This is a genomic window from Microbacterium sp. 01T413_2 (assembly GCF_056398985.1).
Genome location: NZ_JBFTQL010000012.1, coordinates 49,126 through 73,484 on the forward strand (window position 1 = coordinate 49,126; position 24,359 = coordinate 73,484).

24 protein-coding genes are annotated in these 24,359 nt (G+C 70.9%); 16 read left to right on the plus strand and 8 right to left on the minus strand.

Going from position 1 to position 24,359, the window contains the following annotated elements:
- Window positions 1-119: 119 nt before the first annotated feature.
- The 3 genes from AC1DMN_RS08620 (at window position 120) to xdhC (ending at window position 4,935) form a co-directional block, all read left to right on the plus strand.
- The gene (locus tag AC1DMN_RS08620) at window positions 120-1,631 is read left to right on the plus strand and encodes a xanthine dehydrogenase small subunit (protein WP_477384096.1); all 1,512 of its coding nucleotides are present in this window, start codon (window positions 120-122) and stop codon (window positions 1,629-1,631) included.
- Entirely contained in the window at window positions 1,628-4,030 is a 2,403-nt protein-coding gene (gene xdhB, locus AC1DMN_RS08625; RefSeq protein ID WP_477384098.1) for a xanthine dehydrogenase molybdopterin binding subunit, read from the plus strand. Before AC1DMN_RS08620 ends, xdhB begins: the two co-directional genes overlap by 4 nt.
- A 77-nt stretch (window positions 4,031-4,107) precedes the next feature.
- Window positions 4,108-4,935 (plus strand): xanthine dehydrogenase accessory protein XdhC, encoded by an 828-nt coding sequence (xdhC, locus tag AC1DMN_RS08630; protein WP_477229741.1) that lies wholly within the window; start codon window positions 4,108-4,110, stop codon window positions 4,933-4,935.
- Between the two features lie 32 nt (window positions 4,936-4,967).
- Here xdhC and AC1DMN_RS08635 read toward each other — a convergent pair whose 3' ends face one another.
- The 4 genes from AC1DMN_RS08635 to AC1DMN_RS08650 form a co-directional block, all read right to left on the minus strand.
- On the minus strand, window positions 4,968-5,471 hold the full coding sequence (locus tag AC1DMN_RS08635) for a tetratricopeptide repeat protein (RefSeq protein ID WP_440733125.1): 504 nt from the start codon (window positions 5,469-5,471) through the stop codon (window positions 4,968-4,970).
- A gap of 113 nt (window positions 5,472-5,584) precedes the next feature.
- Window positions 5,585-5,911, minus strand: a complete 327-nt coding sequence (locus AC1DMN_RS08640) for a DUF7882 family protein (protein ID WP_440733124.1) — start codon at window positions 5,909-5,911, stop codon at window positions 5,585-5,587.
- 7 nt (window positions 5,912-5,918) lie between these two features.
- Window positions 5,919-6,209 (minus strand): hypothetical protein, encoded by a 291-nt coding sequence (locus AC1DMN_RS08645; RefSeq protein ID WP_440733123.1) that lies wholly within the window; start codon window positions 6,207-6,209, stop codon window positions 5,919-5,921.
- Window positions 6,206-6,919: a response regulator transcription factor gene (locus AC1DMN_RS08650; protein WP_440733122.1), complete on the minus strand. Its 714-nt coding sequence runs from the start codon at window positions 6,917-6,919 to the stop codon at window positions 6,206-6,208. The genes AC1DMN_RS08645 and AC1DMN_RS08650 overlap by 4 nt, the downstream gene beginning before the upstream one ends.
- A gap of 161 nt (window positions 6,920-7,080) precedes the next feature.
- Here AC1DMN_RS08650 and AC1DMN_RS08655 point away from each other — a divergent pair, with 161 nt between their 5' ends.
- The 5 genes from AC1DMN_RS08655 (at window position 7,081) to AC1DMN_RS08675 (ending at window position 14,148) form a co-directional block, all read left to right on the plus strand.
- The gene (locus tag AC1DMN_RS08655; protein WP_441977344.1) at window positions 7,081-7,845 is read left to right on the plus strand and encodes a class I SAM-dependent methyltransferase; all 765 of its coding nucleotides are present in this window, start codon (window positions 7,081-7,083) and stop codon (window positions 7,843-7,845) included.
- A 336-nt stretch (window positions 7,846-8,181) separates the two neighbouring features.
- Entirely contained in the window at window positions 8,182-9,495 is a 1,314-nt protein-coding gene (locus AC1DMN_RS08660; RefSeq protein ID WP_477229742.1) for an XdhC family protein, read from the plus strand.
- Complete coding sequence (locus AC1DMN_RS08665) at window positions 9,486-10,478, plus strand: FAD binding domain-containing protein (protein WP_477229743.1); 993 nt, start codon at window positions 9,486-9,488, stop codon at window positions 10,476-10,478. Before AC1DMN_RS08660 ends, AC1DMN_RS08665 begins: the two co-directional genes overlap by 10 nt.
- The gene (locus tag AC1DMN_RS08670; protein WP_477384100.1) at window positions 10,475-13,534 is read left to right on the plus strand and encodes a molybdopterin-dependent oxidoreductase; all 3,060 of its coding nucleotides are present in this window, start codon (window positions 10,475-10,477) and stop codon (window positions 13,532-13,534) included. The genes AC1DMN_RS08665 and AC1DMN_RS08670 overlap by 4 nt, the downstream gene beginning before the upstream one ends.
- Window positions 13,531-14,148 carry a nucleotidyltransferase family protein gene (locus tag AC1DMN_RS08675; RefSeq protein ID WP_477229745.1) on the plus strand — a complete coding sequence of 206 codons (618 nt, stop codon included), beginning with the start codon at window positions 13,531-13,533 and terminating at the stop codon, window positions 14,146-14,148. Before AC1DMN_RS08670 ends, AC1DMN_RS08675 begins: the two co-directional genes overlap by 4 nt.
- Window positions 14,149-14,240: 92 nt before the next feature.
- Here AC1DMN_RS08675 and AC1DMN_RS08680 read toward each other — a convergent pair whose 3' ends face one another.
- Together AC1DMN_RS08680 and AC1DMN_RS08685 are read right to left on the minus strand one after the other, a co-directional pair.
- Window positions 14,241-15,779: an NCS2 family permease gene (locus AC1DMN_RS08680; protein ID WP_440733116.1), complete on the minus strand. Its 1,539-nt coding sequence runs from the start codon at window positions 15,777-15,779 to the stop codon at window positions 14,241-14,243.
- Window positions 15,780-15,807: 28 nt separating this feature from the next.
- A complete protein-coding gene (locus tag AC1DMN_RS08685) occupies window positions 15,808-16,338 on the minus strand; it encodes a nucleoside deaminase (RefSeq protein ID WP_477384102.1) in 531 nt (176 codons plus the stop codon).
- A 243-nt stretch (window positions 16,339-16,581) separates the two neighbouring features.
- On the opposite strand from AC1DMN_RS08685, the gene AC1DMN_RS08690 reads away from it, so the two are divergent.
- From AC1DMN_RS08690 to moaA, 5 genes are all read left to right on the plus strand, one after another.
- The gene (locus AC1DMN_RS08690) at window positions 16,582-16,980 is read left to right on the plus strand and encodes a TOBE domain-containing protein (RefSeq protein ID WP_440733114.1); all 399 of its coding nucleotides are present in this window, start codon (window positions 16,582-16,584) and stop codon (window positions 16,978-16,980) included.
- A 6-nt stretch (window positions 16,981-16,986) separates the two neighbouring features.
- Window positions 16,987-17,799: a molybdate ABC transporter substrate-binding protein gene (gene modA, locus AC1DMN_RS08695; protein ID WP_441977351.1), complete on the plus strand. Its 813-nt coding sequence runs from the start codon at window positions 16,987-16,989 to the stop codon at window positions 17,797-17,799.
- 89 nt (window positions 17,800-17,888) lie between these two features.
- Window positions 17,889-18,707: an ABC transporter permease gene (locus AC1DMN_RS08700; protein ID WP_477229746.1), complete on the plus strand. Its 819-nt coding sequence runs from the start codon at window positions 17,889-17,891 to the stop codon at window positions 18,705-18,707.
- 35 nt (window positions 18,708-18,742) lie between these two features.
- Window positions 18,743-19,792, plus strand: a complete 1,050-nt coding sequence (locus AC1DMN_RS08705; protein ID WP_441977353.1) for an ABC transporter ATP-binding protein — start codon at window positions 18,743-18,745, stop codon at window positions 19,790-19,792.
- Window positions 19,793-19,960: 168 nt separating this feature from the next.
- Entirely contained in the window at window positions 19,961-21,061 is a 1,101-nt protein-coding gene (gene moaA, locus AC1DMN_RS08710) for a GTP 3',8-cyclase MoaA (protein WP_477229747.1), read from the plus strand.
- A 59-nt stretch (window positions 21,062-21,120) separates the two neighbouring features.
- Here the strand turns inward: moaA and AC1DMN_RS08715 are convergent, their stop codons facing one another.
- Window positions 21,121-21,531, minus strand: coding sequence for a molybdenum cofactor biosynthesis protein MoaE (locus AC1DMN_RS08715; protein WP_441977355.1), 411 nt, complete (start codon window positions 21,529-21,531; stop codon window positions 21,121-21,123).
- Complete coding sequence (locus tag AC1DMN_RS08720; RefSeq protein ID WP_477384104.1) at window positions 21,528-22,664, minus strand: ThiF family adenylyltransferase; 1,137 nt, start codon at window positions 22,662-22,664, stop codon at window positions 21,528-21,530. The genes AC1DMN_RS08715 and AC1DMN_RS08720 overlap by 4 nt, the downstream gene beginning before the upstream one ends.
- Window positions 22,665-22,755: 91 nt before the next feature.
- Between AC1DMN_RS08720 and AC1DMN_RS08725 the strand changes: the two genes are divergently transcribed.
- From AC1DMN_RS08725 to AC1DMN_RS08735, 3 genes are all read left to right on the plus strand, one after another.
- Complete coding sequence (locus tag AC1DMN_RS08725) at window positions 22,756-23,013, plus strand: MoaD/ThiS family protein (RefSeq protein ID WP_477384106.1); 258 nt, start codon at window positions 22,756-22,758, stop codon at window positions 23,011-23,013.
- A 183-nt stretch (window positions 23,014-23,196) separates the two neighbouring features.
- A complete protein-coding gene (moaC, locus tag AC1DMN_RS08730) occupies window positions 23,197-23,667 on the plus strand; it encodes a cyclic pyranopterin monophosphate synthase MoaC (protein ID WP_477229749.1) in 471 nt (156 codons plus the stop codon).
- Window positions 23,664-24,158 (plus strand): MogA/MoaB family molybdenum cofactor biosynthesis protein, encoded by a 495-nt coding sequence (locus tag AC1DMN_RS08735; RefSeq protein WP_477229750.1) that lies wholly within the window; start codon window positions 23,664-23,666, stop codon window positions 24,156-24,158. Before moaC ends, AC1DMN_RS08735 begins: the two co-directional genes overlap by 4 nt.
- The last annotated feature ends 201 nt before the right edge of the window (window positions 24,159-24,359 follow it).

Sequence of the window (24,359 nt, forward strand, 5' to 3'; positions counted from 1 at the left end):
GCGCTCCTGAACAGGAGAATGCCCCCACAGGGCAGTCTCCAGGCCTAGGCTCCGTCTCACAGAGAGTCGGCACGGCCTGAGCCGCATCGCACACTGTCGCCGGATTCGAGGAGATTCGCATGACCGATATCGCCGTCACCGTCAACGGCAAGCAGCGTCCGCTCGCCGGAACGCCCGCGCACGCCACCGCTCTGGACTGGCTGCGCGACAACGGTCTCTCCGGCAGCAAGGAGGGCTGTGCGGAGGGCGAGTGCGGCGCCTGCGCGATGCTGCTGGCCACCCCCACCGTCGACGGCGGCACCGCCTGGACTCCGGTCAACGCCTGCCTGGTGCCCGTCTACGCGCTCGACGGCCAGGAGTTCATCACGGCCGAAGGTCTCGGATCGCCCGACGACCTGCATCCCGTGCAGGCGAAGCTGGCCGAGGCCGGCGGATCCCAGTGCGGCTACTGCACCCCGGGCTTCGCCTGTAGCATGGCGGGCGAGTACTACCGCGCCGATCGCACTCCCGCGGACGACGCTTCGACCGGCTCAACGATCGGCGCCGACGATGAAGCCTGCCCGGTCCACGATCCCGAGCACGGCCCGAACGGCTTCGACCTGCACGCGCTCAGCGGCAACCTGTGCCGCTGCACCGGCTACCGTCCGATCCGCGACGCGGCCTACACGCTCGGCACTCCCGACGCGGACGACCCGCTGCAGCAGCGACTCGCGCAGCCCGCCCCGGAGCCGGTCGCGACTGACGCCGAGGTCGACGGATCCCGCTTCGTCCGCCCTGCGACGCTCCCCGAGGCTCTGCAGATCCTGCACGACGAAAAGGACGCGCTGCTCGTCGCCGGTTCCACCGACTACGGCGTCGAGGTCAACATCCGCGGCCGCCGCGCCCCGCTCGTCGTCGCGATCGAGCAACTGCCGGAGCTGCGCATCCTGACCATCGCCGACGGGGTCGCCGCCGGCGCCGAAGGCTACGTCGAGATCGGCGCAGCCCTTCCGCTCTCCGAGGTGGAGAAGCGCCTCGACGGCCGGATCCCGCTGCTCGCACAGCTGTTCCCGCAGTTCGCCTCGCGACTCATCCGCAACCGCGGCACCATCGGCGGCAATCTCGGCACCGGATCCCCGATCGGCGACACCCCGCCGGCCCTGCTCGCCCTGCGTGCGAGCGTCGTGCTCGCGTCGGTCGGCGGAGAGCGCGAAGTCGACCTGGCCGACTACTTCACCGGCTACCGGCAGACCGTCAAGCGCCCCGATGAGCTCATCAAGGCCGTCCGGATCCCGCTGCATCTGGCCAGCACGACCGCGTTCCACAAGATCGCCAAGCGTCGCTTCGATGACATCTCCAGCGTCGCGGTCGCGTTCGCGCTCGACATCGACGGCGGSMTCGTGACTGCTGCGACCATCGGCCTGGGCGGYGTCGCCGCCACCCCGCTGCGTGCCCGCGCCACGGAGGACGCGCTGATCGGCAAGCCCTGGAACATCGCCACGGTGAAGGCGGCCGCCGAGATCCTGCGCGGCGAGGGCACCCCGATGTCCGACCACCGCGCCAGCAGCGAGTACCGCTCGCTCATGCTCAACACCGCGCTGCTCAAGCTCTACAGCGCGACCGTCATCGAGTCGAAGGAGGTGTCGGCATGAGCACTCTCGCCGACCGCCCGGAGAACCCCGTCGTCGGCCTGCGGGCCGCGCACGAGAGCGCCGCCCTGCACGTCACGGGCGCGGCGATGTACACCGACGACATCGCGGAGCAGACGCACGGCGTGCTGACGGCCTGGCCGGTGCAGTCCACGAACGCGCACGCCAAGGTCACGATCGACGTGTCCGGCGCGTACGACGTGCCCGGCGTGGTGCGGGTGCTCACCGCCGACGACGTGCCGGGCCTCAACGACGCCGGCATCCGCAACGACGAGCCGCTGTTCCCGAGCGAGGCCATGTTCTACGGCCACGCCCTGGTGTGGGTGCTCGGCGAGACGCAGGAGGCCGCGCGCCTCGGCGCCGAACGGGTGACCGTGGAGTACGAGCCGCTGCCGTCCCTCATCACGGTCCAGGACGCGCTCGAGGCGCAGTCGTTCCAGGGCACCCCGCGCACGGTGCAGCGCGGCGACGCCGCCGCGGGCCTCGCCGCATCCGCCCACGTCTTCGAGGGCGTCACGGAGTTCGGCGGCCAGGAGCACTTCTACCTCGAGACGCACGCGTCGTTCGCGATCCGCGACTCCGAGGGGCAGTACTTCATCCAGTGCTCCACCCAGCACCCCACCGAGACCCAGGACCTGGTCTCGCACGTGCTCGGGATCCCCGCGAACGAGATCACGGTGCAGTGCCTGCGCATGGGCGGCGGGTTCGGCGGCAAGGAGATGCAGCCGCACGGATTCGCGGCGATCGCGGCCCTCGGCGCCAAGCTCACCGGCCGCCCGGTGCGACTGCGCCTGAACCGCACGCAGGACATCACCATGACCGGCAAGCGGCACCCGTTCCACATCGCGTGGAAGGTSGGCTTCGACGAGAACGGCCTGCTGCAGGCGCTCGACACGACCCTCACCTGCGACGGCGGCTGGTCGATCGACCTGTCCGAGCCSGTGCTCGGCCGAGCCCTCTGCCACCTGGACAACTCGTACTGGATCCCCAACGTGCACGCCTACGGGCAGATCGTGAAGACCAACAAGACCTCGAACACCGCCTACCGCGGGTTCGGCGGCCCCCAGGGCGTCTTCCTCATCGAGGACATCCTGGGAAGGGTCGCCCCGGTCCTCGGCATCGATCCCCTCGAGCTGCGCCGCAAGAACTTCTACAAGCCCGGGCAGACCACGCCCTACGGCCAGCTCGTGAAGGACGCGGACCGCCTCGAGACGATCTGGGGCCAGCTCTCGGACGAGGCGGACGTGACCGCCCGCCGCGAGCAGATCGCTCGGTTCAACGAGACCAGCCCGCACGTCAAGCGCGCCCTGTCGATCACGCCGATCAAGTTCGGCATCTCGTTCAACTTCGCGGCGTTCAACCAGGCCGGCGCCCTCGTGCACATCTACAAGGACGGCTCGGTCCTGATCAACCACGGCGGCACCGAGATGGGCCAGGGCCTGCACACGAAGATGCTGCAGGTCGCCGCGACCGCGCTCGGCGTCGATCTGAAGCAGGTGYGTCTTGCCCCGACCCGCACCGACAAGGTGCCGAACACGTCGGCCACCGCCGCGTCCTCGGGCGCCGACCTGAACGGCGGCGCGGTGAAGAACGCGTGCGAGCAGATCCGCGACCGGCTCGCGAAGGTCGCCGGACGCATGCTCGGCGTCGACGAGCGCGACGTGCGCTTCGGCGGCGGCTTCGTGACCGCGCTCGGCGCGCCGGTGAATCGCGTGTCCTGGGGCGAGGTCGTCAAGGCGGCGTACTTCCAGCGCGTGCAGCTCTTCGCGGCCGGTTACTACCGCACCGAGGGCCTGCACTGGAATCCGGAGATCATGCAGGGGTCCCCGTTCAAGTACTTCGCGTACGGTGCGGCGGCGACCGAGGTCGAGGTGGACGAGTTCACCGGCGCCTACCGGGTGCGCCGCGTCGACATCGTGCACGACGTGGGCGACTCGCTCTCGCCGATGCTCGACATCGGCCAGATCGAGGGCGCCTACGTGCAGGGCGTGGGCTGGCTGACGCTCGAGGAGCTGCGCTGGGATGAGAGCGACGGCCCGCACCGCGGCCGGCTGCAGACCCAGTCGGCGTCGACGTACAAGCTGCCGAGCTTCTCCGAGATGCCGGAGGAGTTCCACGTGCGGCTGTTCGAGAACGCGCGAGAGGAGGGCGCCGTCTACGGATCCAAGGCCGTGGGCGAGCCCCCGTTCATGCTGGCCTTCAGCGCCCGCGAGGCGATCCGCGACGCCGTGGCGGCCTTCGGTCCGGCCGGGCACTCGGTCGACCTGGGCTCCCCCGCGACGCCGGAGGCCGTGTTCTGGGCCGTCCGCGCCGCACAGGAGGCGGCGTCCGCCGAGGCTGGCGCCGCGCCCGCCCCCACGCCCGCCGCGGAGCGCCCCCTGGTCGCCGCCGCCGGCGACTGACCCCCACTTCCGAGTCGTCCCCCTGAGAACGACTCATGGCTCGTGCTCAGGGGGACGACTCGAAGAGAAGGAACACCATGGACTGGCTGGACGCGCTCCAGGATCTGCGGTCGCGGCGGATCCCCGCCGTGATCGTGACCTTGGCGACCGTCCGCGGCCACGCCCCGCGCAACGGCGGCGCGAAGATGGTGGTCTCCCCCGATGCCGTGCACGGCACGGTCGGGGGCGGCAACCTCGAGCAGACCGCGATCGACCAGGCGCGACGCATGCTCGCCGACGGATCCGCGGAGCCCGAGCTGCTCGCGCTCACGCTGAGCGACAAGGCCGTGACGGAGTACGGGGTGCAATGCTGCGGAGGAGAGGTCACCATGCTGCTGGAGCCGATCCGGGTCACCCCGACCGTCGCCGTGTTCGGCCTCGGCCACGTCGGCCTCGAGCTCGCACGCATCCTCGCCCGGCACGAGCTGGAGCTCATGCTCGTCGACTCGCGCGCCGAGATGCTGGCCGAGGAGCGGATCGGGATCCCCGGAGAGCGGGGTCCGCTGGGCGACGCCGTGGCGCGGGTGCGCGTCGTGCACGCCCCCGTCCCTGAGGCCGCACTGGCGGACCTCACGCCCGGCGCGCACGTCCTGGTCATGACGCACGACCATGTCGAGGACCTGGCGATCGTCGATCAGGCGCTGCGCACCCCGGGCCCCGGGTCCGTCGGCCTCATCGGATCCGCCTCGAAGTGGGCGCGGTTCAGGAAGAAGCTGCACGAGCTGGGCCAGACCGATGAGGATGTCGCGCGGGTGACCACCCCGATCGGGATCCCCGAGGTCGCCGGCAAGCAGCCCGCGGTGATCGCGGTGAGCGTCGCGGCCCGGATCCTGCAGCTCATCGACGCGGCGGCCGCGACGGACTGAGAGCGCGCGGCCCAGCACCGCGGTCGACGAGGTCAGTCGTCGAGCGACGCGAGGTAGCCCGCGTTGCCGCGGAGCGCCGCCTCGTAGCGCTGCACCTCCGCGGTCGGGAAACGGTCGGCGACCACGGTGAGCACGGCGCCGAGTGCGGCACTGGGCCGGCCCATCGCGTGCAGGGTGAGTGCGCGGAAGATGCCGAGCGACTCCGATTCGGGGAAAAGCGCGATGCCCTCGTCGAACGCCGCCAGGCTCTCATCGAGGCGGCCGAGATTGCGCAGCGTGCTGCCGTATTGCAGATAGCACTGCCGCAGCCAGCGTCCCTCCAGACCAGCCCCCATCGCCCGGCGGTAGTAGCCGAGCGCGACCTCCTCCTGGCCGTCGGTGTCATAGGCGCCGCCGACCTCGTAGAGCACGGCAGGGTCATCGGGATGTTCCTCGAGGATCTCGAGGAACGCCGCGATGGTCGGCTCCATGTGGCCGCGATCCCGGGCGGCGAAGATCTCGTCGAGTCGGGTTCGCAGAACGGTGTCGGTGATCATGGGTCCTCCTCCGTCCACGCTAGCCGTCTCGGATGCCTTCCCCTCGGTCTCCCCGCCGGCACGTGCGCCACCGGATCCGACCGGCAGATCATCGACAGGCGCCCTTCCTTTCGTCACGGGTGCGACGAGCACACGCAGAGACCGACATCCTCGGCGGTGAGCTGTATGCCGCCCGATGAGTTCGCGGAGTTCGCCAGCTGCGCGAGATAGTCCCGGCTCAGCTCGGGTGCTTCGGGCTCCTCGAAGACGAACCTCAGCTCGACAGCCGGGTTCAACCAGATCGTGCTGCGCCCCGGTGGCTGATCCTCCGAGTGCGGCCAGGACACGGTGAAGCTCTCGCCCCGGCGCAGCTTGGTCGCGATCACGATCTTGAGATGCGCAAGGGCGCGGTCCTCGATGTGGATCGGGGATGCCGACCCGCCGTAGTAGATGGTTCCCACGTGGCGCCTATCCCGAGCGCCGCGCAGGGTGCATCCCGACCGGCGCGAAATGAGGGATCGGGATCGGCTTCGCGCTGCGCGTGACCGCACGGCGAAGGTCTTCGACGACGTTCGCCGGGCAGACGTACCTGGTGGGCAGCGCGACGTCGACCAGCCAGGTGACCTCGCACTCGCCGTCGGCCGCCCGCAGGATGCTCGCGACCGTCGCCCGCGGGTCATCAGCCGGGTAGCGGCGGTCGAGGATGACCCACTCCGTCCCGGTGATCTGGTGCAGCTCGAGCAGCTCGGCCGTCATCATGCGACGCTCCCGTCGTCTTCGGCACCGTCGTCCGATGACGGGACCTCCGGGTGGCGGACTCGCATCCGGTCGGGCCGGAAGCCGTGCTCCACACCCCAGAGGACCGCTTCCGTGCGGGACGTCGCACCGATGCGCCGATACGCGGATCGGATGTATGTCTTGACCGAGTTGATCGACAGGTGGGTGCGGTCGGCGATCTTCGCGTTCGACAGGCCCTGGGTGATGAGCGCCAGGACTTCGGATTCCCGGGCGGTGAGCCCTTCCTCGCGGCCGGGCCAGTCGCCCACCGTGATCGCGGGCCTCCCCTGCGTGCCCACCCAGACCTGCGGGCCCCCGGCGCAGATCTGCTGCAGGGCGGTGACCAGCTGGCTCGCGGGGACGCCCTTGGACACGTAGCCGCCGGCACCGTTGGTGATCGCGGCATTGATCAACACGTCATCGAGGTTCCACGAGTACACCACGACTCGCCCGACTCGCGGATTCGCCGCGAGGTCGTGGACATCGGCGCGGTCACCCTGCGTCGACGCGAAGGTGTCGTACAGGGCGACGTCGACGACTTCCGCGACCGGTTTGTTCAGATCCAGCTCGACGACCTGGACGACGTCCTGATAGGCGTGCAGCATCGCGGCGAGTCCGCGGACGACGACTTCGTAGTCGTTCACCAGAGCGACCCGCAACGCCTTCGAATCTCCGACCGGGAGAGGATTCATCTCCACTCTCGCTTCCTCGTGAGGGATCGGTCAGACGATCCAGTCGCTGCCTTGAACGCTCTCAACGCTATTCATCGGTCGGGCGGCTGTCTTCACCCCTAGGGGTGTAATCGACCCTCGTCATTATTGAACATGTTCAGTTCCTGTTGTATCGTCAACCCATGACCGAGATCCTGGAGAGCACCACGAGCGCGACGACCAGCCCCGCGCCCGCCGATCCGCTCTTCGATCCCGAGGACGTGCGCCAGCTGTTCGACCGCATGGCCGCCTCCTACGACCGGATGAACATCGCCCTGTCCCTGGGATTCTCGACGCTGTGGCGACGACAGCTGCTCGGCCTGGTACACGCCAGCGGATCCCCCCGTCGCGTACTCGACCTGATGAGCGGACGGGGCGAGACCTGGGCCGAGATCGAGCGCCGGCTCCCGCAGGCGGAGATCACCGCGGTCGACTTCTCGGCGCAGATGATGGCGCAGGCGGAGGCGCGCAGTCGCGGCCGCTTCGGGGGGCGTGTGCGGCTGCGGCAGGAGGACGCCCTGGCGGGGTCGACGAAGGACGCCTCCGTCGATGTCGTGGTCAGCGCGTACGGTCTGAAGACGTTCGACGCCGCACAGCTGGAGCGCCTGGCGTCCGAGGTCGCGCGAGTGCTGCAGCCGGGCGGATCCTTCGCCTTCATCGATGTCACCGAGCCCGACTGCGGACCGCTGCGGATGCTCTACCGGACGTACCTGCGCTGCATCGTGCCGCTTGCAGGGATCCTGCTGCTCTCGAACCCGACGGAGTACCGGATGCTGCACCGCTATCTCGCCGGCTTCGGCGACGGTTCCCGTGCCGTCGAGGCGTTCCGTGCGGAGGCCGGCCTGCGCATCGAGGTGCGCCGGCACTTCTTCGGCTGCGCCATGAGCATCAGCGGTCGGCGGATCTGACCGCACCGCACCGCGGGCGCACAGTTCGCAGAGGTCGAGGTTCGACACCGCACCGTGCGAGCGGGCGGGCGCGCCGACCCCAGGCATCGCCGAAGTTCGTACAGCGGAAACTTGAATCCGCATTGCGGACTTTTGTCTTGCACGATGGGCCTCGGGGACGTAGAATCATCGCAGGCCTAGGCGGGTTACGACAGTGAACCATCTACCGGGCATCCCAGGCGGCGACGTCGTGGATCGTGACCCGGAGTTCCTCCCCGTGCAGGCCCCTCCCGCACCATCCCGATGCACCGCCTGATCAGGAGCCGATGGCCGGCACCTGGATGAGGGAGGTGCCCCATGCTGGATCGCATTCACGAATACGGCGAGTGCTTCACCGAGCCGGACCGCTGGGCGATCGCGACGATCGTCGAGGTGTCCGGATCCGTCCCGCGCCCTGCCGGCACGTCTATGGCGGTGCGCGACGACGGCCGCACGATCGGGTCCATCTCGGGCGGCTGCGTCGAGGGTGCCGTCGTCGATGCTGCGCTCACGTGCCTGGAGTCCGGCGCGACCGAGCTGCACTCCTTCGGCTACCCCGACGATGACGGCATGTCGATCGGCCTGATGTGCGGCGGCGACGTGCGCGTGCTCGTGCAGCCGCTGCGCACGCTGGGCGCGGTCGACCCGCGGTTCCGCACGCACCTGGTCCGCGATCTGCCCCTGCACGACACCACGGCCGGCGCTCTCCTCACCGCGGAGGGCCTCGGCATCACGCTCGGCCCGGACGCGCTCTGCGCGGCGTTCGACGGGGAAGACCTTCCCGACGTGGTCGCTCACGTCGCGGCGGACGCGGCGAACCGGATCCGTGCGGCGCTGCGGACCGGCGGCACGCACGTGGTGGACGTCACCGACCGCGCGGTGCCGGAGTGCTCGGTCGTGCGGCGCCTGCTCGTGGAGTCGACCGCGACGCCCGCGCGGCTCCTCATCTACGGCGCGAACGACTTCTCCGCAGCGCTCGCGCAGGCCGCCGCCGCACTGGGCAGGCACGTCACCGTGTGCGACGCCCGGCCGGTGTTCGCCACCCGCGACCGCCACCCCGGCGCGCACGAGGTCGTGCTGATGCACCCGGCCGAGCACTTCACGGCGGAACTCTCCGCGGGCCGCATCGACGCGCGCACCGCGATCGTCGTCCTCACCCACGACCCTCGCTTCGACCTTCCCGTGCTCGATGCCGCACTGCGCCACGGCGTCGCCTACGTCGGTGCGATGGGATCCCGCGTCACGCACGACAAGCGCGTGCAGGAGCTGCGTGCGGGCGGGCTCACCGCCGCGCACCTCGACCGGCTGCACTCGCCGATCGGCCTGGACCTGGGCGCGCGCACCCCGGCAGAGGTCGCGGTGTCGATCCTCGCCGAGCTGATCCTCGTGGAATCGGCCGCGCGAGCCGGATCCGCGCCGGCGAGCGCTCGTGCCGAGGTCGGGAGCCGAGCGCTGCCCGCCCGACTCCGCGACACCACCGGCGACGTGCACGACGGCGCACGGCGAGGAGCGGAGCCGCTCGCGAGGCTCGTCGCCGCAGAGGTCGGCCGCGCGGCAGCGCCCATCGGCCGCAGCTGCGCGGTCACCCCGCGACGCACCGCGACGCCGAAGGAGGCCCTGGCATGGATGTGACGAGCGTCGACGAGGTGCTGATGTGCGCCGACCCCGGACAGTGGCGCCCGGGCGACTCCTGGCTCGCGGGCGGCACCGTGATCTTCTCGTACGGCACCGACATCACCCGCGGCGCGCCCACGCGGCTGCTCGACATCACGGGAGCCGGCTGGGCGCCGCTGACCTGGCACGACACCGGCGACCGCCTGGGTTCACTGGAGCACGGGATCCTGGAGATCGCGGCGACGTGCCGCATCGCGGATCTGCGCGCCCTCGCCGACGACCCCTTCCCCGGCAGAATGCCGCGCCGGAGCCTGCCCGGGCTGGATCTGATCCCGCCGGCCTGCGATTCCTTCGTCGCGTCGTGGAAGATCTGGAATGTCTCCACGGTCGGCGGCAACGTGGCCACCGCGCTGCCGGCCGGGCCGACGATCTCACTGCTGAGCAGCTGGGACGCGACCGCCGTGATCCTGTGCCCGGACGGATCCGAGCGGCGCACGCCCGTGGCCGACCTCGTCGTCGGTCCCGCCCGCACCCGCCTGGCCGACGGCGAGCTGATCCGCAGCTTCCGCGTGGCCGTCCGCGCACTCGCGCAGGAGTCCGCGTTCCGCCGCATCTCGCTCACCGAGCGCGGGCGCTCCGCCGCGCTGCTGATCGGACGCCGCACCTCGACCTCGACGCTGCGGCTCACGGTGACCGCGTCGACGTTCCACCCCATCGTGCTCGACGTGACCGCGGATCCGGATGCCGTGGCCGCGAACGGAGGCGACGGGTTCGCGGTGCGTGCGGACGGCGCCGCCTGGCGCACCGCGATCGACGCCGCGGTCGACCGCACCCGTGGCTGGTACGACGACATCCACGGCGAGCCTGCCTGGCGACGGCGGATGACGCATCGCCTCGGCGAGGAGATCCTCGCGGAACTGCTGCCGGGCCTCGCGACCGGCGTCGACGACGCGATCGGGCGGGTCACGGGCGACCTGCGCATCGAGAGGAGTGCACGATGACCACCGAGAACATCGGGACCGTCCGGCCCCCGCAGCGCGAGACTCCGGATCCGGCACGAGACTCCGCACAGAGCAGGGAGTCTCAGGCAGGACACGGAGACCCCCGAGGGGCGATCTGCGGATCGGGCGCATCCCGCACCGCGACCGCGACCCTCGACGGCCGTGCCGTCGCCGTCGATCCCGAACCGGGACAGTGCCTGCGCACCTGGCTGCGCGACCAGGGCTCGTACGGCGTGAAGAAGGGCTGCGACGGCGGCGACTGCGGCGCGTGCACGGTGATCGTCGACGGCGAGGCGGTGCACAGCTGCGTGTACCCCGCGCAYCGYGCCGYCGGCCGSGACATCGTCACSGYCCAGGGCCTCGGCACACCCGAGGATCCGCACCCGGTGCAGGAGCGGTTCCGCCGTGCCGCCGGATTCCAGTGCGGGTTCTGCACGGCCGGGATGGTGTGCACGGTCGCCTCGATGCCGGCCGGCGCCGAGGAGGACCTCGGCCGTACGCTCAAGGGCAACATCTGCCGCTGCACCGGATACCGCGCGATCGAGGACGCTGTGCACGGCGCCGTGAACATCGACGACAGCGCCGGCGGCGTCGGCCGTGCGACCGGAGCGCCCGCCGCGAYAGGGGTCGTGACGGGGACCGTCCGCTACACGATGGACATCGACCCCGCCGAGCTCCCCGGCCCGCTGCTCTACGCCGCTGTCGTGCGCAGCCCGCATCCGCATGCGCGCGTGGTCCGGGTCGATGCGACGCGGGCCCTCGCCGCCGACGGTGTGGTGCGCGTGCTCAGCCGCGACGACGCTCCGACGACGGTGTTCTCCACGGCGCAGCACGAGATCGAGGCCGACGACCCCTACGACACCCGCGTGTTCGACGAGTACGTGCGCTTCGTCGGGCAGCGCGTGGCCCTGGTCGTGGCGGAGTCGCAGCGCGCCGCCGATCGCGCCGCACGCCTGGTCGACGTCGAGTACGAGGTCCTGCCCGCGAACACGGATCCCGAGCGCGCCGACCGTCCAGGCACCGTGGCGCTGCACGGCCCGGCCTCGCCGGGAGGCCGGCGCGACCGGGCTGCCGGTCGCGAGATCGACGGCCCCGAGGGCGTCGCCCGCCCCGACGACAACGTCGTCATGGAGCTGCACACCGAGACCGGCGACCTCACGGCAGAGCTCGCCGCGAGCCACGTCGTCGAGGACCGCACCTTCCACACCCACCGCGTCTCGCACACGGCGCTCGAGACGCATGGATCCATCGCCTGGCAGGATCCGGACGGCCGTTTCGTGGTGCGCAGCAGCACCCAGGTGCCGTTCCTTGCCCGGCGCACGCTCGCCCGCATCTTCGGCATCGACAAGGAGCAGCTGCGCGTCTACTCCGCCCGCGTCGGCGGCGGCTTCGGCGGCAAGCAGGAGATCTTCACCGAGGATCTGGCCCTGCTGGCGACGATGGTGACCGGACGCCCGGTGCGCGTCGAGTTCTCCCGCAAGGAGGTGCTCACGGCGACGAGCGTGCGGCATCCGTTCCGCATCCGGGTGCGCATGGGGGCGACCGCGGACGGCCGGATCACCGGCATCGGCGTGGACGTGCGCTCCGACACCGGCGCCTACGGCAACCACGGCCCCGGCGTGATGTTCCACGGAGTGGGCGAGTCCATCGCCGTGTACCGTGCGGCCGCGAAGAAGATCGACGCCGATGTCGTCTACACGAACACCGTCCCCTCCGGCGCCTTCCGCGGCTACGGCCTGAGCCAGATGATCTTCGCGATCGAGTCGACCGTCGACGAGATCGCGCGGCGGCTGGGTATGGATCCGCTCGCGTTCCGCACCGCGAACCTGATCGGGCAGGACGACGCGATGATCGCCGCGCACGAGGAGCCCGATCTCATCATCGGCAGTTACGGCCTGGACGAATGCGTGCAGATCGTGCGCGACGGCCTGGCGCGGGATCGGGAGACGGACCGCGCCGGACTCGCGCCGGGATGGCGTCTCGGGGAGGGATCCGCCGTCGCGATGATCGCCACGGTCCCCCCGCGCGGGCACCATTCGCACACCGTGATCCGGCTCCAGGCCGACGGGGCGTTCGGGCTGGACGTCGGCACGGCGGAGTTCGGCAACGGCACCTCCACGGTRCACCAGCAGATCGCCGCGACCGTGCTGCAGACGACGACGCGCGCCGTGCGGCTGCGCCAGTCCGACTCGGATCTGGTGCCGCACGACACCGGCGCCTTCGGATCCACCGGGACCGTCGTCGCGGGCCGGGCCACGCACGCCGCCGCCACCGCGCTGGCCGGGCGCATCCTCGCCCGGGCAGCGTCGCTGCTCGACGCCCCCGTCGACGAGTGCGTGCTGGCCGGAGGACGCGTGATCCGCGGCGAGCAGTCGGTCGCCCTCGCCGACATCGCCGCTGACGCGGAGCTTCACGGCGGGGCGCTCGAGGAGAAGGGGTACTGGGGCGGTACGCCGCGCTCGGTCGCGTTCAACGTGCAGGGGTTCCGCGTCGCGATCGACGAGGCGACCGGAGAGCTGCGGATCCTGCGATCGATCCACGCCGCCGATGCCGGCGTGGTCGTGAACCCGGAGCAGTGCCGGGGCCAGGTCGAAGGCGGCATCGCACAGGGCATCGGCGCCGCGCTGCATGAGATCGTGCGCGTGGACGACGGTGGCACCGTCGTGTCGGACATCCTGCGCCAGTACCACGTGCCGACGTTCGCGGACATCCCGCGCTCGGAGGTGCACTTCGCGCAGACCTCGGACGTGCTCGGCCCGCTCGGTGCCAAGTCGATGAGCGAGTCGCCGTTCAACCCGATCGCACCGGCGTTGGCCGCGGCGATCCGCGACGCGACCGGCATCCGGATGACCGTGACGCCCTTCACGCGCGACCGGATCCACGCCGCGATCCTGGAGCGCGACGCGTCGCTCCCCTTCCCGGGGTCGTTGAGCGCCCTTCGACAAGCTCAGGAACCGGCCGAAGGCGACCGAGACGACACGCGGTCCCGGAGAGGGCGCGACGTCTCGTCTCGCTTCGCTCGCTCAACGACCGAGATCTCGGGAACGAACCGATGACGACCCCGCTCAGGCACGCCATCGTGCTCGCCGCGGGCTACGGCACCCGCCTCGGACGCGGCCCCAAGGCGCTGCTGCCGTGGAACGGCGAGGTGCTGGTCACTCGCGCCGCGCGCGCCGCAGCCGAGGCCGGCTGCAGCGTCACGGTCGCGGTCGGTCCGGCCGGCCGCGAGGCACGCAGCTGGCTGCGCGGCCGCTGCCCCGCGGCGCACGTGGTCAGGGTGCACGACGCGCATCTGGGCATGTCCGCCTCTCTGCGCGCCGCCGTGCTGCCGCTCGTCGTGGCCGATCCCGCACCGCAGGCCGTGATCGTGCTGCTCGTGGATCAGCCCGGCGTCGACGCGCCCGTGATCCGCCGGCTGTTCGACTCGCACGTGCCGGGGCGGGCGACCCGCGCGCTGTGGCACGGCGTCCCCGCGAACCCCGTGGTGTTCGACACCCGCGACCTCTGCGCGGCCGCGGCCCTCGCGGAGGGCGATGCCGCGGCCCGCACCTGGATCGCACACAATCGGCACCTCGTCGATGACGTCGAGTGCAGCGACCTCGGCCGCGGCGACGACATCGACGAGCCCGCCGACCTCGCATCCTGGCCCGAACTGCGCGCCCCTCGCTGACTCCGGGCTCACTCAACGCCCCCGGAATACGCACGCGTGAACGCCGAAGTCCCCGACCCGCAGCGCGGATCGGGGGCTTCGGATCGTCGGGCTCAGTGTCCGAGCAGCTGCTCCACCGGACCGCGCACGAAGTAGAGCGCGAAGCCGGCGGCGACCACCCACATCAGCCAGTGCACCTTGCGCGCCCGTCCGGACAGCGCGTTCACGAGTGCCCAGGAGATGAAGCCGACGCCGATGCCGTTCGCGATCGAGTAGGTCAGCGGCATCGTGACGATCGTGAGGAATGCCGGCAGCGCGACGGCGAACTTCTTGAACGAGATCTCGCGGATCTGGGCCATCATCATCGCGCCGACGACGACCAGCGCTGCGGATCCGACCTCGATCGGCACCACCAGCGTGAGCGGCGTGAGGAACATGGACAGCAGGAACAGCACGCCGACCACCAGTGATGCCAGGCCCGTGCGGGCGCCCTCGCCGATGCCGGAGGCGCTGTCGACGTAGACCGTGTTCGATGACGTCGAGGTCGCGCCGCCCGCCACGGCGCCGAAGCCCTCCACGATGAACGCCGAGCGCAGCCGCGGGAACGTGCCGTCCTTGTACGCCAGGCCGGCATTCTTCGCGAGACCGGTCATGGTGCCCATGGCATCGAAGAAGTTCGAGAACACGAGGGTGAACACCAGCATCGTCGCGGACAGCGCTCCGATCCGGCCGAAGGCGCCGAACATGTCGAACTGGCCGACGAGGCCGAAGTCCGGGACGGTCACCCACGAGCTCGGCAGCTGCGGGATCGTCATGTGCCAGCCGTTCGGATCCTTGAACGAGGGGCCGAGCTGCAACACCGCCTGTGCGATGAGCGCGACGATCGTGGTCGCGACGATGCCGATCAGGATGCCGCCGGGCACCTTGCGCGCCACGAGGATCGCGATGACGACCACGCCGAGCAGGAAGATGAGTGTCGGGACGGAGGTGATGGATCCGCCCACGCCCAGCTGCACCGGCGGGCCGGCGGGCGTGCGGTTCACGAAGCCCGAGTCGACGAAGCCGATGAAGGCGATGAACAGGCCGATGCCGACCGTGATCGCGGCCTTGAGCGCCTGGGGCACGGCCTTGAAGATCGCCGTCCGGATGCCGGTCGCTCCGAACAGCACGATCAGCACCCCGTTGATCACGACCAGGCCCATGGCCTCCTGCCAGGTGACCTGGCCGACGACCGACACGGCGAGGAAGGAGTTGATGCCCAGGCCCGCGGCGAGCGCGAACGGCAGGCGGGCGATCACGCCGAAAAGGATCGTCATCACGCCGGCGGTGAGGCCGGTCGCGGCGCCGATCTGCGCGGCGTTGAGCGCGTGGTCCGCGACATCCTTGGTGCCGCCGAGGATCAGCGGGTTCAGGATCACGATGTAGGCCATCGTGACGAAGGTCACGATGCCGCCGCGGATCTCACGGCCGATGGTCGAACCGCGGCGGGTGATCTCGAAGAACCGGTCGAACGCGTTCTTCGGTTCGGCGTCCACCGTGGTGCTGGCGCCGGTCTTCAGCGGCGGCAGGTCCTGTGTCGTGCGGGAGAACACGTCACCGCCGGAGACGGTGGGCATGCCCTCGGTCTCGGGGGTGGGAGTGGATGACGTCATTGTCTGCTCCTGATTCCTTCGGGTCGGGTCAGTACTCGATACGGGTGGTGGTGCGGCTCCACTCGGTGAAGGGCGCGACGCGCTCCTCAGCCGGCAGAGCGATGTCGGAGACGGGCATGAGGGCCTTGTCCTCGGGCCCGCCCTCGAAATAGCGGTAGAACACCGCGTCGTCGAAACCGGCATCGGCGGCGTCGTCGCGGTTCGCCGCGAAGTACACGCGGTCCACGCGCGCCCAGAGCGACGTGGCCAGGCACATCGGGCACGGCTCGCAGCTCGTGTAGAGGGTGCAGCCTGCGAGGTCGAACGTGCCGAGCTGCTGACACGCGTTGCGGATCGCGGTCACTTCGGCGTGCGCCGAAGGATCGAGGTTCGCGGTGACCCGGTTGACGCCCTCGAACACCCTGCCGTCGGCAGAGACGATGAGGGCGCCGAACGGACCTCCGGCGTTGCGGACGTTGTCCGTGGCAAGGGCGACGGCCTGAGCGAGATACTCGGCGGGCGTCGCCGGCGCAGYGGACGGAGGCACAGTGCCGTGAGAAGGCACAGGGGTGCTGTTCATGGAGAGCTTCCTTGCTGTCGTCGCAGTGATACGGCTTCCGGTCGAGCCCGTCGTCGGGCCCTTCCTCGAGATAAGTACGTCGAACCGCTAGGTTGTCATCCCGCCCGAGACGGCTGTTGCGGCCTCGGGCTGGAATGACGATAACAGCGATCCTCCGCCGCGTCCATGGTTTTTTGGAACTCACATTCCGTATCGCGGTAAACATGGTTTCGCTTCCGCATTCGCGGCACTATCATCCCTTCCATGACGCATTTTCGGATCAGTGAGGCAGCGCGCCTTCTCGACGTCAGCGACGACACCATCCGCCGCTGGGCGGCCGAGGGGATCCTCACCGTCTCCAAGGACGATTCCGGACACCAGATCGTGCCGGGTGCGGAGCTCGCCGAACGAGCACAGGCGCTGGCCGGCGAGCCGGATCCCGGCGACAACGTGCTGCGCAGCGCGCGCAACCGCTTCGTGGGCCTCGTCACCGCCGTGCGCGTGGAGGGGCTCATGGCGCAGATCGAACTGCAGAGCGGTCCGCACCGCATCGTGTCGCTCATGAGCGCCGAGGCCGCSACCGAGCTCGGRCTCGAGGTCGGCAGCAAGGCCGTCGCCGTCACCAAGGCCACCATGATGATCATCGAAGCCGAAAGGGCCTGATCCCGAATGACCCGCTCCTTGCCGTTCCGCCTGTCCGCGGTCGTCGCCACGGCCGTCGCCGCGGCGCTCGCCCTGACCGCATGCTCGGGCTCCTCGCCCGCCGCGACGCCGACGCCGACCAGCACCGCGGCCGCCTCCACCGCGAGCGGCGAGCTGACCGTGTTCGCCGCGGCCTCGCTCAGCAAGGCGTTCGACCAGATCACCACCGCCTTCGAAGCCGACAACCCGAAGGTGCACGTCAACCCGATCACCTACGACGGATCCTCGACGCTCGCGACGCAGATCATCGAGGGCGCGCCGGTCGACGTGTTCGCCTCGGCCGATCAGAAGAACATGGACAAGGTCACCCAGGCCGGTCTCGCCGGTGGCGCACCGGTGTTCACCACGAACGTGCTGCAGATCGCCGTCGCCCCCGGCAACCCGCTGAAGGTGAAGGATCTCGCCTCGCTCGCGGACCCCGGTCTCAAGCTCGTGCTGTGCGCGCCCGCGGTGCCCTGCGGCAACGCCGCGAAGACGCTCCTCGACACGGCGGGCGTGACCGTGACGCCCGCCAGCGAGGAGCAGAACGTGACCGCGGTGCTGGCCAAGGTCAAGGCCGGCGAGGCCGACGCCGGCCTGGTCTACACGACCGATGTCAGGGCCGCGGGCTCCGCAGTGACCGGCATCGCGATCGCCGGCGCCGACAAGGCGACCAACACCTACCCGATCACGGTGCTGAAGGGCTCGAAGAACGCGGATGCCGCGGCAGCGTTCCAGGCCTTCGTGCTGTCGGACAAGGGGCAGAAGATCCTCAAGGATCTGGGGTTCGGCGGCGCATGAGAACGGGGGGCCGGAGGGAACCGCGCGCGGCCCTGTCGTCGATGACGGCGGCCGCGCGCGGCGACGCCCCGACCCCGGATGCCGCGCCTGTGCCCCCCGCGCCTGCCCCGCGCCAGGGCGGAGAGCACCTGCCCACCTGGCTGCTGATCCCGGCGAACATCGCGGTGCTGCTGCTGGTGCTGCCGTTCATCGCGCTGCTGGTGCGCCTGGACTGGGCGACGGTCCCGGCGGCGATCACCTCGCCCGCGGCGCTGCAGGCGCTCGGGCTCTCCCTGGCCACGGCCGCGATCGCGACCGTGATCTGCGCGATCCTCGGGGTGCCGCTCGCGGTCGCCATGGCCCGCAGCCCCGGATGGCTGGCCTCGGTGCTGCGCACGCTGACCACGCTGCCGCTCGTGCTGCCCCCGCTCGTCGGAGGCATCGCGCTGCTCGCCCTGCTCGGGCGCAACGGCCTACTCGGCGGCGCGCTCGCCGTCGCCGGCATCAGGATCCCGTTCACGACGGCGGCCGTGGCCATCGCGCAGACCTTCGTGGCCCTGCCGTTCCTGGTGATCTCGATCGAGGGCGCGCTGCGGGCGATCGGCACCGAGCACGAGCGGGTCGCGGCGGGGCTAGGGGCGAGCCGGTTCACGGTCTTCCGCCGGGTGACCCTGCCGCTCGCGTCTCCCGGGCTCGTCGCAGGCACGGTCTTGTGCTTCGCGCGGGCGCTCGGAGAGTTCGGCGCGACCGCGCTGTTCGCGGGCAACGCCGCCGGGGTCACCCGCACGATGCCGCTCGCGATCTACACGGCCTTCAACGGGGCCGGGGTCGAGGAGGACACCGCGATCGCACTGTCGCTGCTGCTGATCCTCGTCGCCCTCGCGGTGCTCGTGCTGGTGCGCGGCTGGCGGGCGGGGGCCGTGCGATGAGGGTCGACCTGCACACCTGCCGCGGCGGATTCGCGATGTCCGCGGCCTTCGAGGCGCAGCCGGGCGAGATCCTCGCGGTGATCGGGCCGAACGGATCCGGCAAGTCGACGCTGCTGAACGCGATCGCCGGCCTCCTCCCGGCCGCCGGGTCCGTCGTCGTCGGCGACCGCGTGCTCGACGCACCGGCCGGTCCCGGCGCGGCGCGCGGGATCCATGTGCCGCCCTCGCGGCGCCGCATCGCGCTGCTCGGACAGCGCCCGCTGCTGTTCCCGCATCTGTCCGTGCGCGAGAACGTCGCATTCGGGCCTCGCGCACAGGGAGTGCCGCGGGCCGAGGCCCGACGTCGCGCCGAGCAGCGACTGGAGGAAGTGGGACTGGGCGGCCTCGCCGCGCGCCGCCCCGCAGAGCTCTCCGGCGGGCAGCAGCAGCGCGCCGCGATCGCGCGCGCGCTCGCCTCCGAGCCCGATGCCCTGCTGCTGGACGAGCCGTTCGCCGCCCTCGACGCGCCGTCGGCCGCGCAGGCGCGGCGGCTCGTCGCCGCGCAGCAGGGCGAGAACCCCGCGCTTCCCATCGTGCTGGTCACGCATGATCCGATGGACGCGCTGATCCTCGCCGCACGCACGCTCGTGATGCACGACGGGTCCGTGGTGCAGGGCGGCAGCACCGCCGAGGTGCTGGGACACCCGCGTTCGGAGTTCGTGGCCGCGCTCGCCGGCGTGAACCGCCTCGAGGCGCTCGGCGCGGACGATGGCCTCGTGCACGCGGGCGGCCTGGTGCTGCGCGGGCACGGCGATGCCCTGGGCGTCGGCGAGGCCGGCAGCGTCGTGTTCGCGCCGGGCTCGGTGCGCATGGATTCGCTCGAGGCGCTCGGCGACGTCGGATCCGCCACCGAACCGAACCGCTGGACCGGGCGGGTCACGCAGCTCGACCCCATCCCCGGCGGGATCCGCCTGCACACCGCCGAGCACCCCGATGTCGCCGTCGACTGCCCCTCCACGCACGCTGTGACGCTCGGGCTGCACCCCGGACAGCGCCTCGCATTCCACATCGACGAGTCCGACGTCTCGGTCCGCGCGGGTTCCTGAGCGCAGCGCCGCAGCGGGCGTTGAGCGACGACGTTCCACCTCACTGGTCGCAGATTGCGACTCCGCCCGCGCCAGAACCGCAATTCGCGACCAGGGAGCAGTCATCGCTTTCCGGATCCTGCACAGCCACGGCGGTGCTACGGTTGCCCATCGAAAGGGGACAGACCGATGCCGACCGCGCCGCGAACACGCGAGACCGATGCCGCTCCGGCGCGCAGCGGTGCTCGGCGGCTGCCGTCGTCCGGCGTCCTCGACCTCCGCGATCGTCCCTTGCGCGACCTGCGGATCTCGGTCACAGACCGGTGCAACTTCCGCTGCGTCTATTGCATGCCGCGCGAGGTGTTCGGCCGCGACTATGCATTCCTGGAACGGCATGAACTGCTCAGTTTCGAGGAAATCGAGCGGATCGCCCGGGCCGCGCTCGCGAACGGCGTCCGCAAACTGCGGCTCACCGGCGGCGAGCCGCTGCTGCGCCGCGGGATCGAAGATCTGGTCGCACGGCTCGCGGCTCTGCGCACCCTCGACGGGACCAAGCCCGAGATCGCGCTCACGACGAACGGATCCGCTCTCGCCGTCAAGGCGGAGGCTCTCAAGGCGGCGGGCGTCGACCGCGTCACCGTGTCGATCGACTCCCTGGACGATCAGTTGTTCCGGCGGATGAACGATGTGGAGTTCCCCGTCGCCCGCGTGCTGCAGGGCATCGATGCGGCGCAGGCCGCCGGCATGCCCGTGAAGCTCAACACGGTGGTCAAACGGGGTCTCAACGACAGCGAGATCCTGAGCTTGGCCGAGCACTTCCGCGGCACCGGTCACGTGCTGCGCTTCATCGAGTACATGGACGTCGGCGCCACCAACGGCTGGAGCCTGGACGAGGTGGTCCCCTCGGCCGAGATCGTGTCGACCATCGATGCGCGCTTCCCGCTCGAAGCCATCGCACCAGCCTCGACCGGCGAGACTGCGAAGCGCTGGCGCTATGTCGACGGATCCGGCGAGATCGGCGTCATCTCCTCCGTCACGAACGCCTTCTGCGGCACCTGCAACCGCGCCCGTCTCTCCACCGAGGGGCGCCTGTTCACCTGCCTGTTCGCGACCGAGGGGCATGACCTGCGCGCACTGCTGCGCGGCGGCGTGGACGACGCCGAGCTCACGGCCGCGCTCGCGCAGATCTGGGGCGTGCGCGACGACCGCTACTCCGAGATCCGATCGAGCCTCACCCCCGAGCTGCGCGCCGACCGCCATCGCATCGAGATGAGCTACATCGGGGGCTGAGCTCGAGATCTGAATCTCCGCGTTTCGTCTCGCTTCGCTCGCTCAACGACCGCGTTGCGTCAGAGCCCGACCCACTCCGAGACGCCGTCGGCGTAGTGCTGGCGCTTCCAGATGGGCACGCCGCGCTTGATCTCCTCGACCAGGCGCTCGCACGCCTCGAACGCCTCCTTGCGGTGCCCTGCCGACGCCGCGGCGAACAGGGCGACATCGCCGATCCTCAGGTCGCCAACCCGGTGAGCGGCCGCGACGAGCAGTCCGGTCTCCGCGGTCACGCGCTCCACGATCTCCTCGAGGAACCGCTCGGCGTCGGGGTGCGCGCGGTAGTCCAGGGAGCGCACCGCCTGCCCGCCGTCGTGGTCGCGCACGACGCCGCAGAACATCACCGTGGCTCCGTGCGCCGCATCGCCGACTGCTGCCCTGATGCTCGCCTCGTCCAGCGGCTCGTCGCTGATGATCGCGCGCTCGCTCATGCGTCCGCTCCTTCCGTCGCTCCGCCCACGGCGGCGAATGCCCCGATCCCGCCCACGAGATAGCGCGCCTCGACGCCGCGCTCGCGCAGTACCCGCACTGCTCGACGTGAGCGCGGATCCTTCTCGCAGAACACGACGAGCGGCCCGTCGCCCGATTCGAGGTTCGCGGGGATCGCGGCACCGTCCTCGAGCGCGCCGAGCGGCAGTGTGCCGGCGCCGGGGATCCCCCGCAGCAGAGTCTCGTGCGGCTCCCGCACGTCGAGCAGCCGCACTCCGTCCTCACGCTGCAGCCGCAGCACCTCGGCGGCGGACAGCGCCGAGGCGTCCTCGGCCRGGCCGGTGCCGCAGAACAGCTCGTAGTCGATGAGCCCAGTGACGGCCGGAGCATCCTCGGCGCGCTCGAATCCGATCTCGCGGGTTCGCGCGGTGAGCGCGTCGTAGAACAGCACGCGGCCGACCAGGGGCTCGCCGATGCCCGTGATGAGCTTCACGACCTCGGTCGCCATGAASGATCCGATCGCGGTGCACAGGCTCGCGAGCACTCCGCCGAGCTCGCACGACAGCACCTCGTCCGCGGCCGGCGGCACGGGGAACAGGTCGCGGAAGCCGACCTCGGGCACAGAGACGCCGACCTGTCCCTGGAATCGCAGGATGGATCCCCACACCAGCGGCTTGCCGGCGAGGCGCGCGGCGTCGTCCGCGAGGTAGCGGGTCGGGAAGTTGTCACTGCCATCGATGAGGAGGTCGTACTCGGCGAGGATCCCGGGCAGCGTCTCGGCGGTCGCGCGTTCACGATACGGACGCACCAGGATGCCGGGATCGATGTCGCGCACGGTGTCGGCGAGCGAGCCGACCTTGGACCGGCCGATGTCGTCGATGCCGTGGCTGAGCTGGCGATGCAGATTGGACAGCTCCACGACGTCGTCGTCGATGACGCCGATCGTGCCGACCCCGCTGCCGGCGAGCGCGGGGACGAGGGCGCTGCCGAGACCGCCCGCGCCGATCACGAGCACCCGAGCCGCGCGCAGACGCCGCTGCGCGGTCTCGCCGAAGCCGGGCAGCATGAGCTGACGGCTGTACCGGACGATGTGTTCGGGCGGCAGTTCCGGCCCCGGCTCGACGAGCGCGATCATAGGATCGAGTGTACGCGGAGAACGTCTCGCGAAACCGTCTGTTTTCCATGATGCGGATGCCAACTTCCGCGATACGGGTTAGATTGAGGACATGGCCACCATCACCGTGCGGTACTTCGCCGCGGCCGCCGAGGCCGCCGGGCGCGATCAGGAGCAGCTGATCGTCGACGGTCCGGACGCCCTGTCGACGGTGGGCGCCCTGCGTGCGGAGCTGCTCGGGCGSTACGGYGASCCGATGGCGAAGGTGCTGCGCTCCGGTTCGTTCCTCGTCGACGGCAAGGTCAGCCGCGACGACTCCCGTCCTCTCGGCGAGACCGTCGACATCCTGCCGCCGTTCGCCGGCGGCTGAGTCCGGCGAATCCGTTCCACCGCCCGCGCCCCGGGACGCCTGCCCCTCTGGACCCGCGGATCGGGTCCCGAATCGCCGACGATGCCCCGTCTGGCCGAGATTTCCGGCGGATCCGTCGGCGAAACGTGACAAGCTCGGTGATCTGGGGCCGTGGCAGGAAGACAAGAGCCGGAGGAGACGAGCATGAGCGATCTGACCCATCTGCGGGCCGACGGATCCGCGCACATGGTGGACGTGACCGACAAGGCGGTCACGCGCCGTGAGGCGCGGGCACAGGCCGTGGTGCAGACCCGCGCCGACGTGGTCGCGAAGATCGCCGACGGCACTCTGCCCAAGGGCGAGGCGCTCGGCACCGCGCGCATCGCCGGGATCATGGGCGCGAAGCAGACCTCCACGCTCATCCCGCTCTGCCACCCGCTGCCGCTGAGCCGGGTCGAGATCGACCTCGTGCCGGAGGGCGACCGGGTGCGCATCATCGCCACGGCCGTCACGAAGGGTGTCACCGGGGTCGAGATGGAGGCGCTCACGGCCGCGAGCGTGGCAGCGCTCACCCTCTACGACATGATCAAGGCCGTCGACAAGCACGCCGTGATCGGCGACATCCGCGTGCTCGCGAAGTCCGGCGGCAAGAGCGGCGACTGGACCGCGGAGTGACCGCGACATCGTCCTCCGCCCGATCCGCGACCGTGCTCGTGGTGTCGACGCGAGCCTCCGCGGGCGTGTACGCCGACGAGACCGGGCCGATCATCCGCTCGTGGCTGGCCGAACGCGGGTTCGCGGTCGGCGATCCGGTCGTCGTCGCCGACGCCTCCGTGGCGGACGCGCTCGCGGCCGCGCTCGCCGATACCCCCGATCTGCTGCTCACGACGGGCGGCACCGGGCTCTCCCCCGACGACCGCACGCCCGAGGCGACCGCCGCGCTGCTCGACCGGGAGATCCCCGGCCTCATGGAGGAGCTGCGTCGCCGCGGCCTCGCTGCGACCCCGATGGCCCTGCTCACCCGCGGAGTCGCCGGAGTCGCGGGGCGCACCGTCGTGATGAACCTCCCCGGCTCGCGCGGTGGCGTGCGCGACGGCCTCGCGGTGCTGGATCCGATCCTGGACCACCTGCTGGCCCAGCTGGGCGGGCACGGCGACCACCGCTGATACGGGCCGGGACGACCCGCCCCGCGCCACCGAAGTCGTGCGAGGCCCGTCCGGTCCGAGCACGACACGGTGGGTCGATCCGCCGGGAACCATGGCATTCCGCCATCGACGCAGCCCGCGCGCACCCCCTACAGTGTGCTCAGAGGGCAGCGCTGGGGCACCGCTCTCAGCGATGAGGGGCGGTCTCTCCCATGATCGACG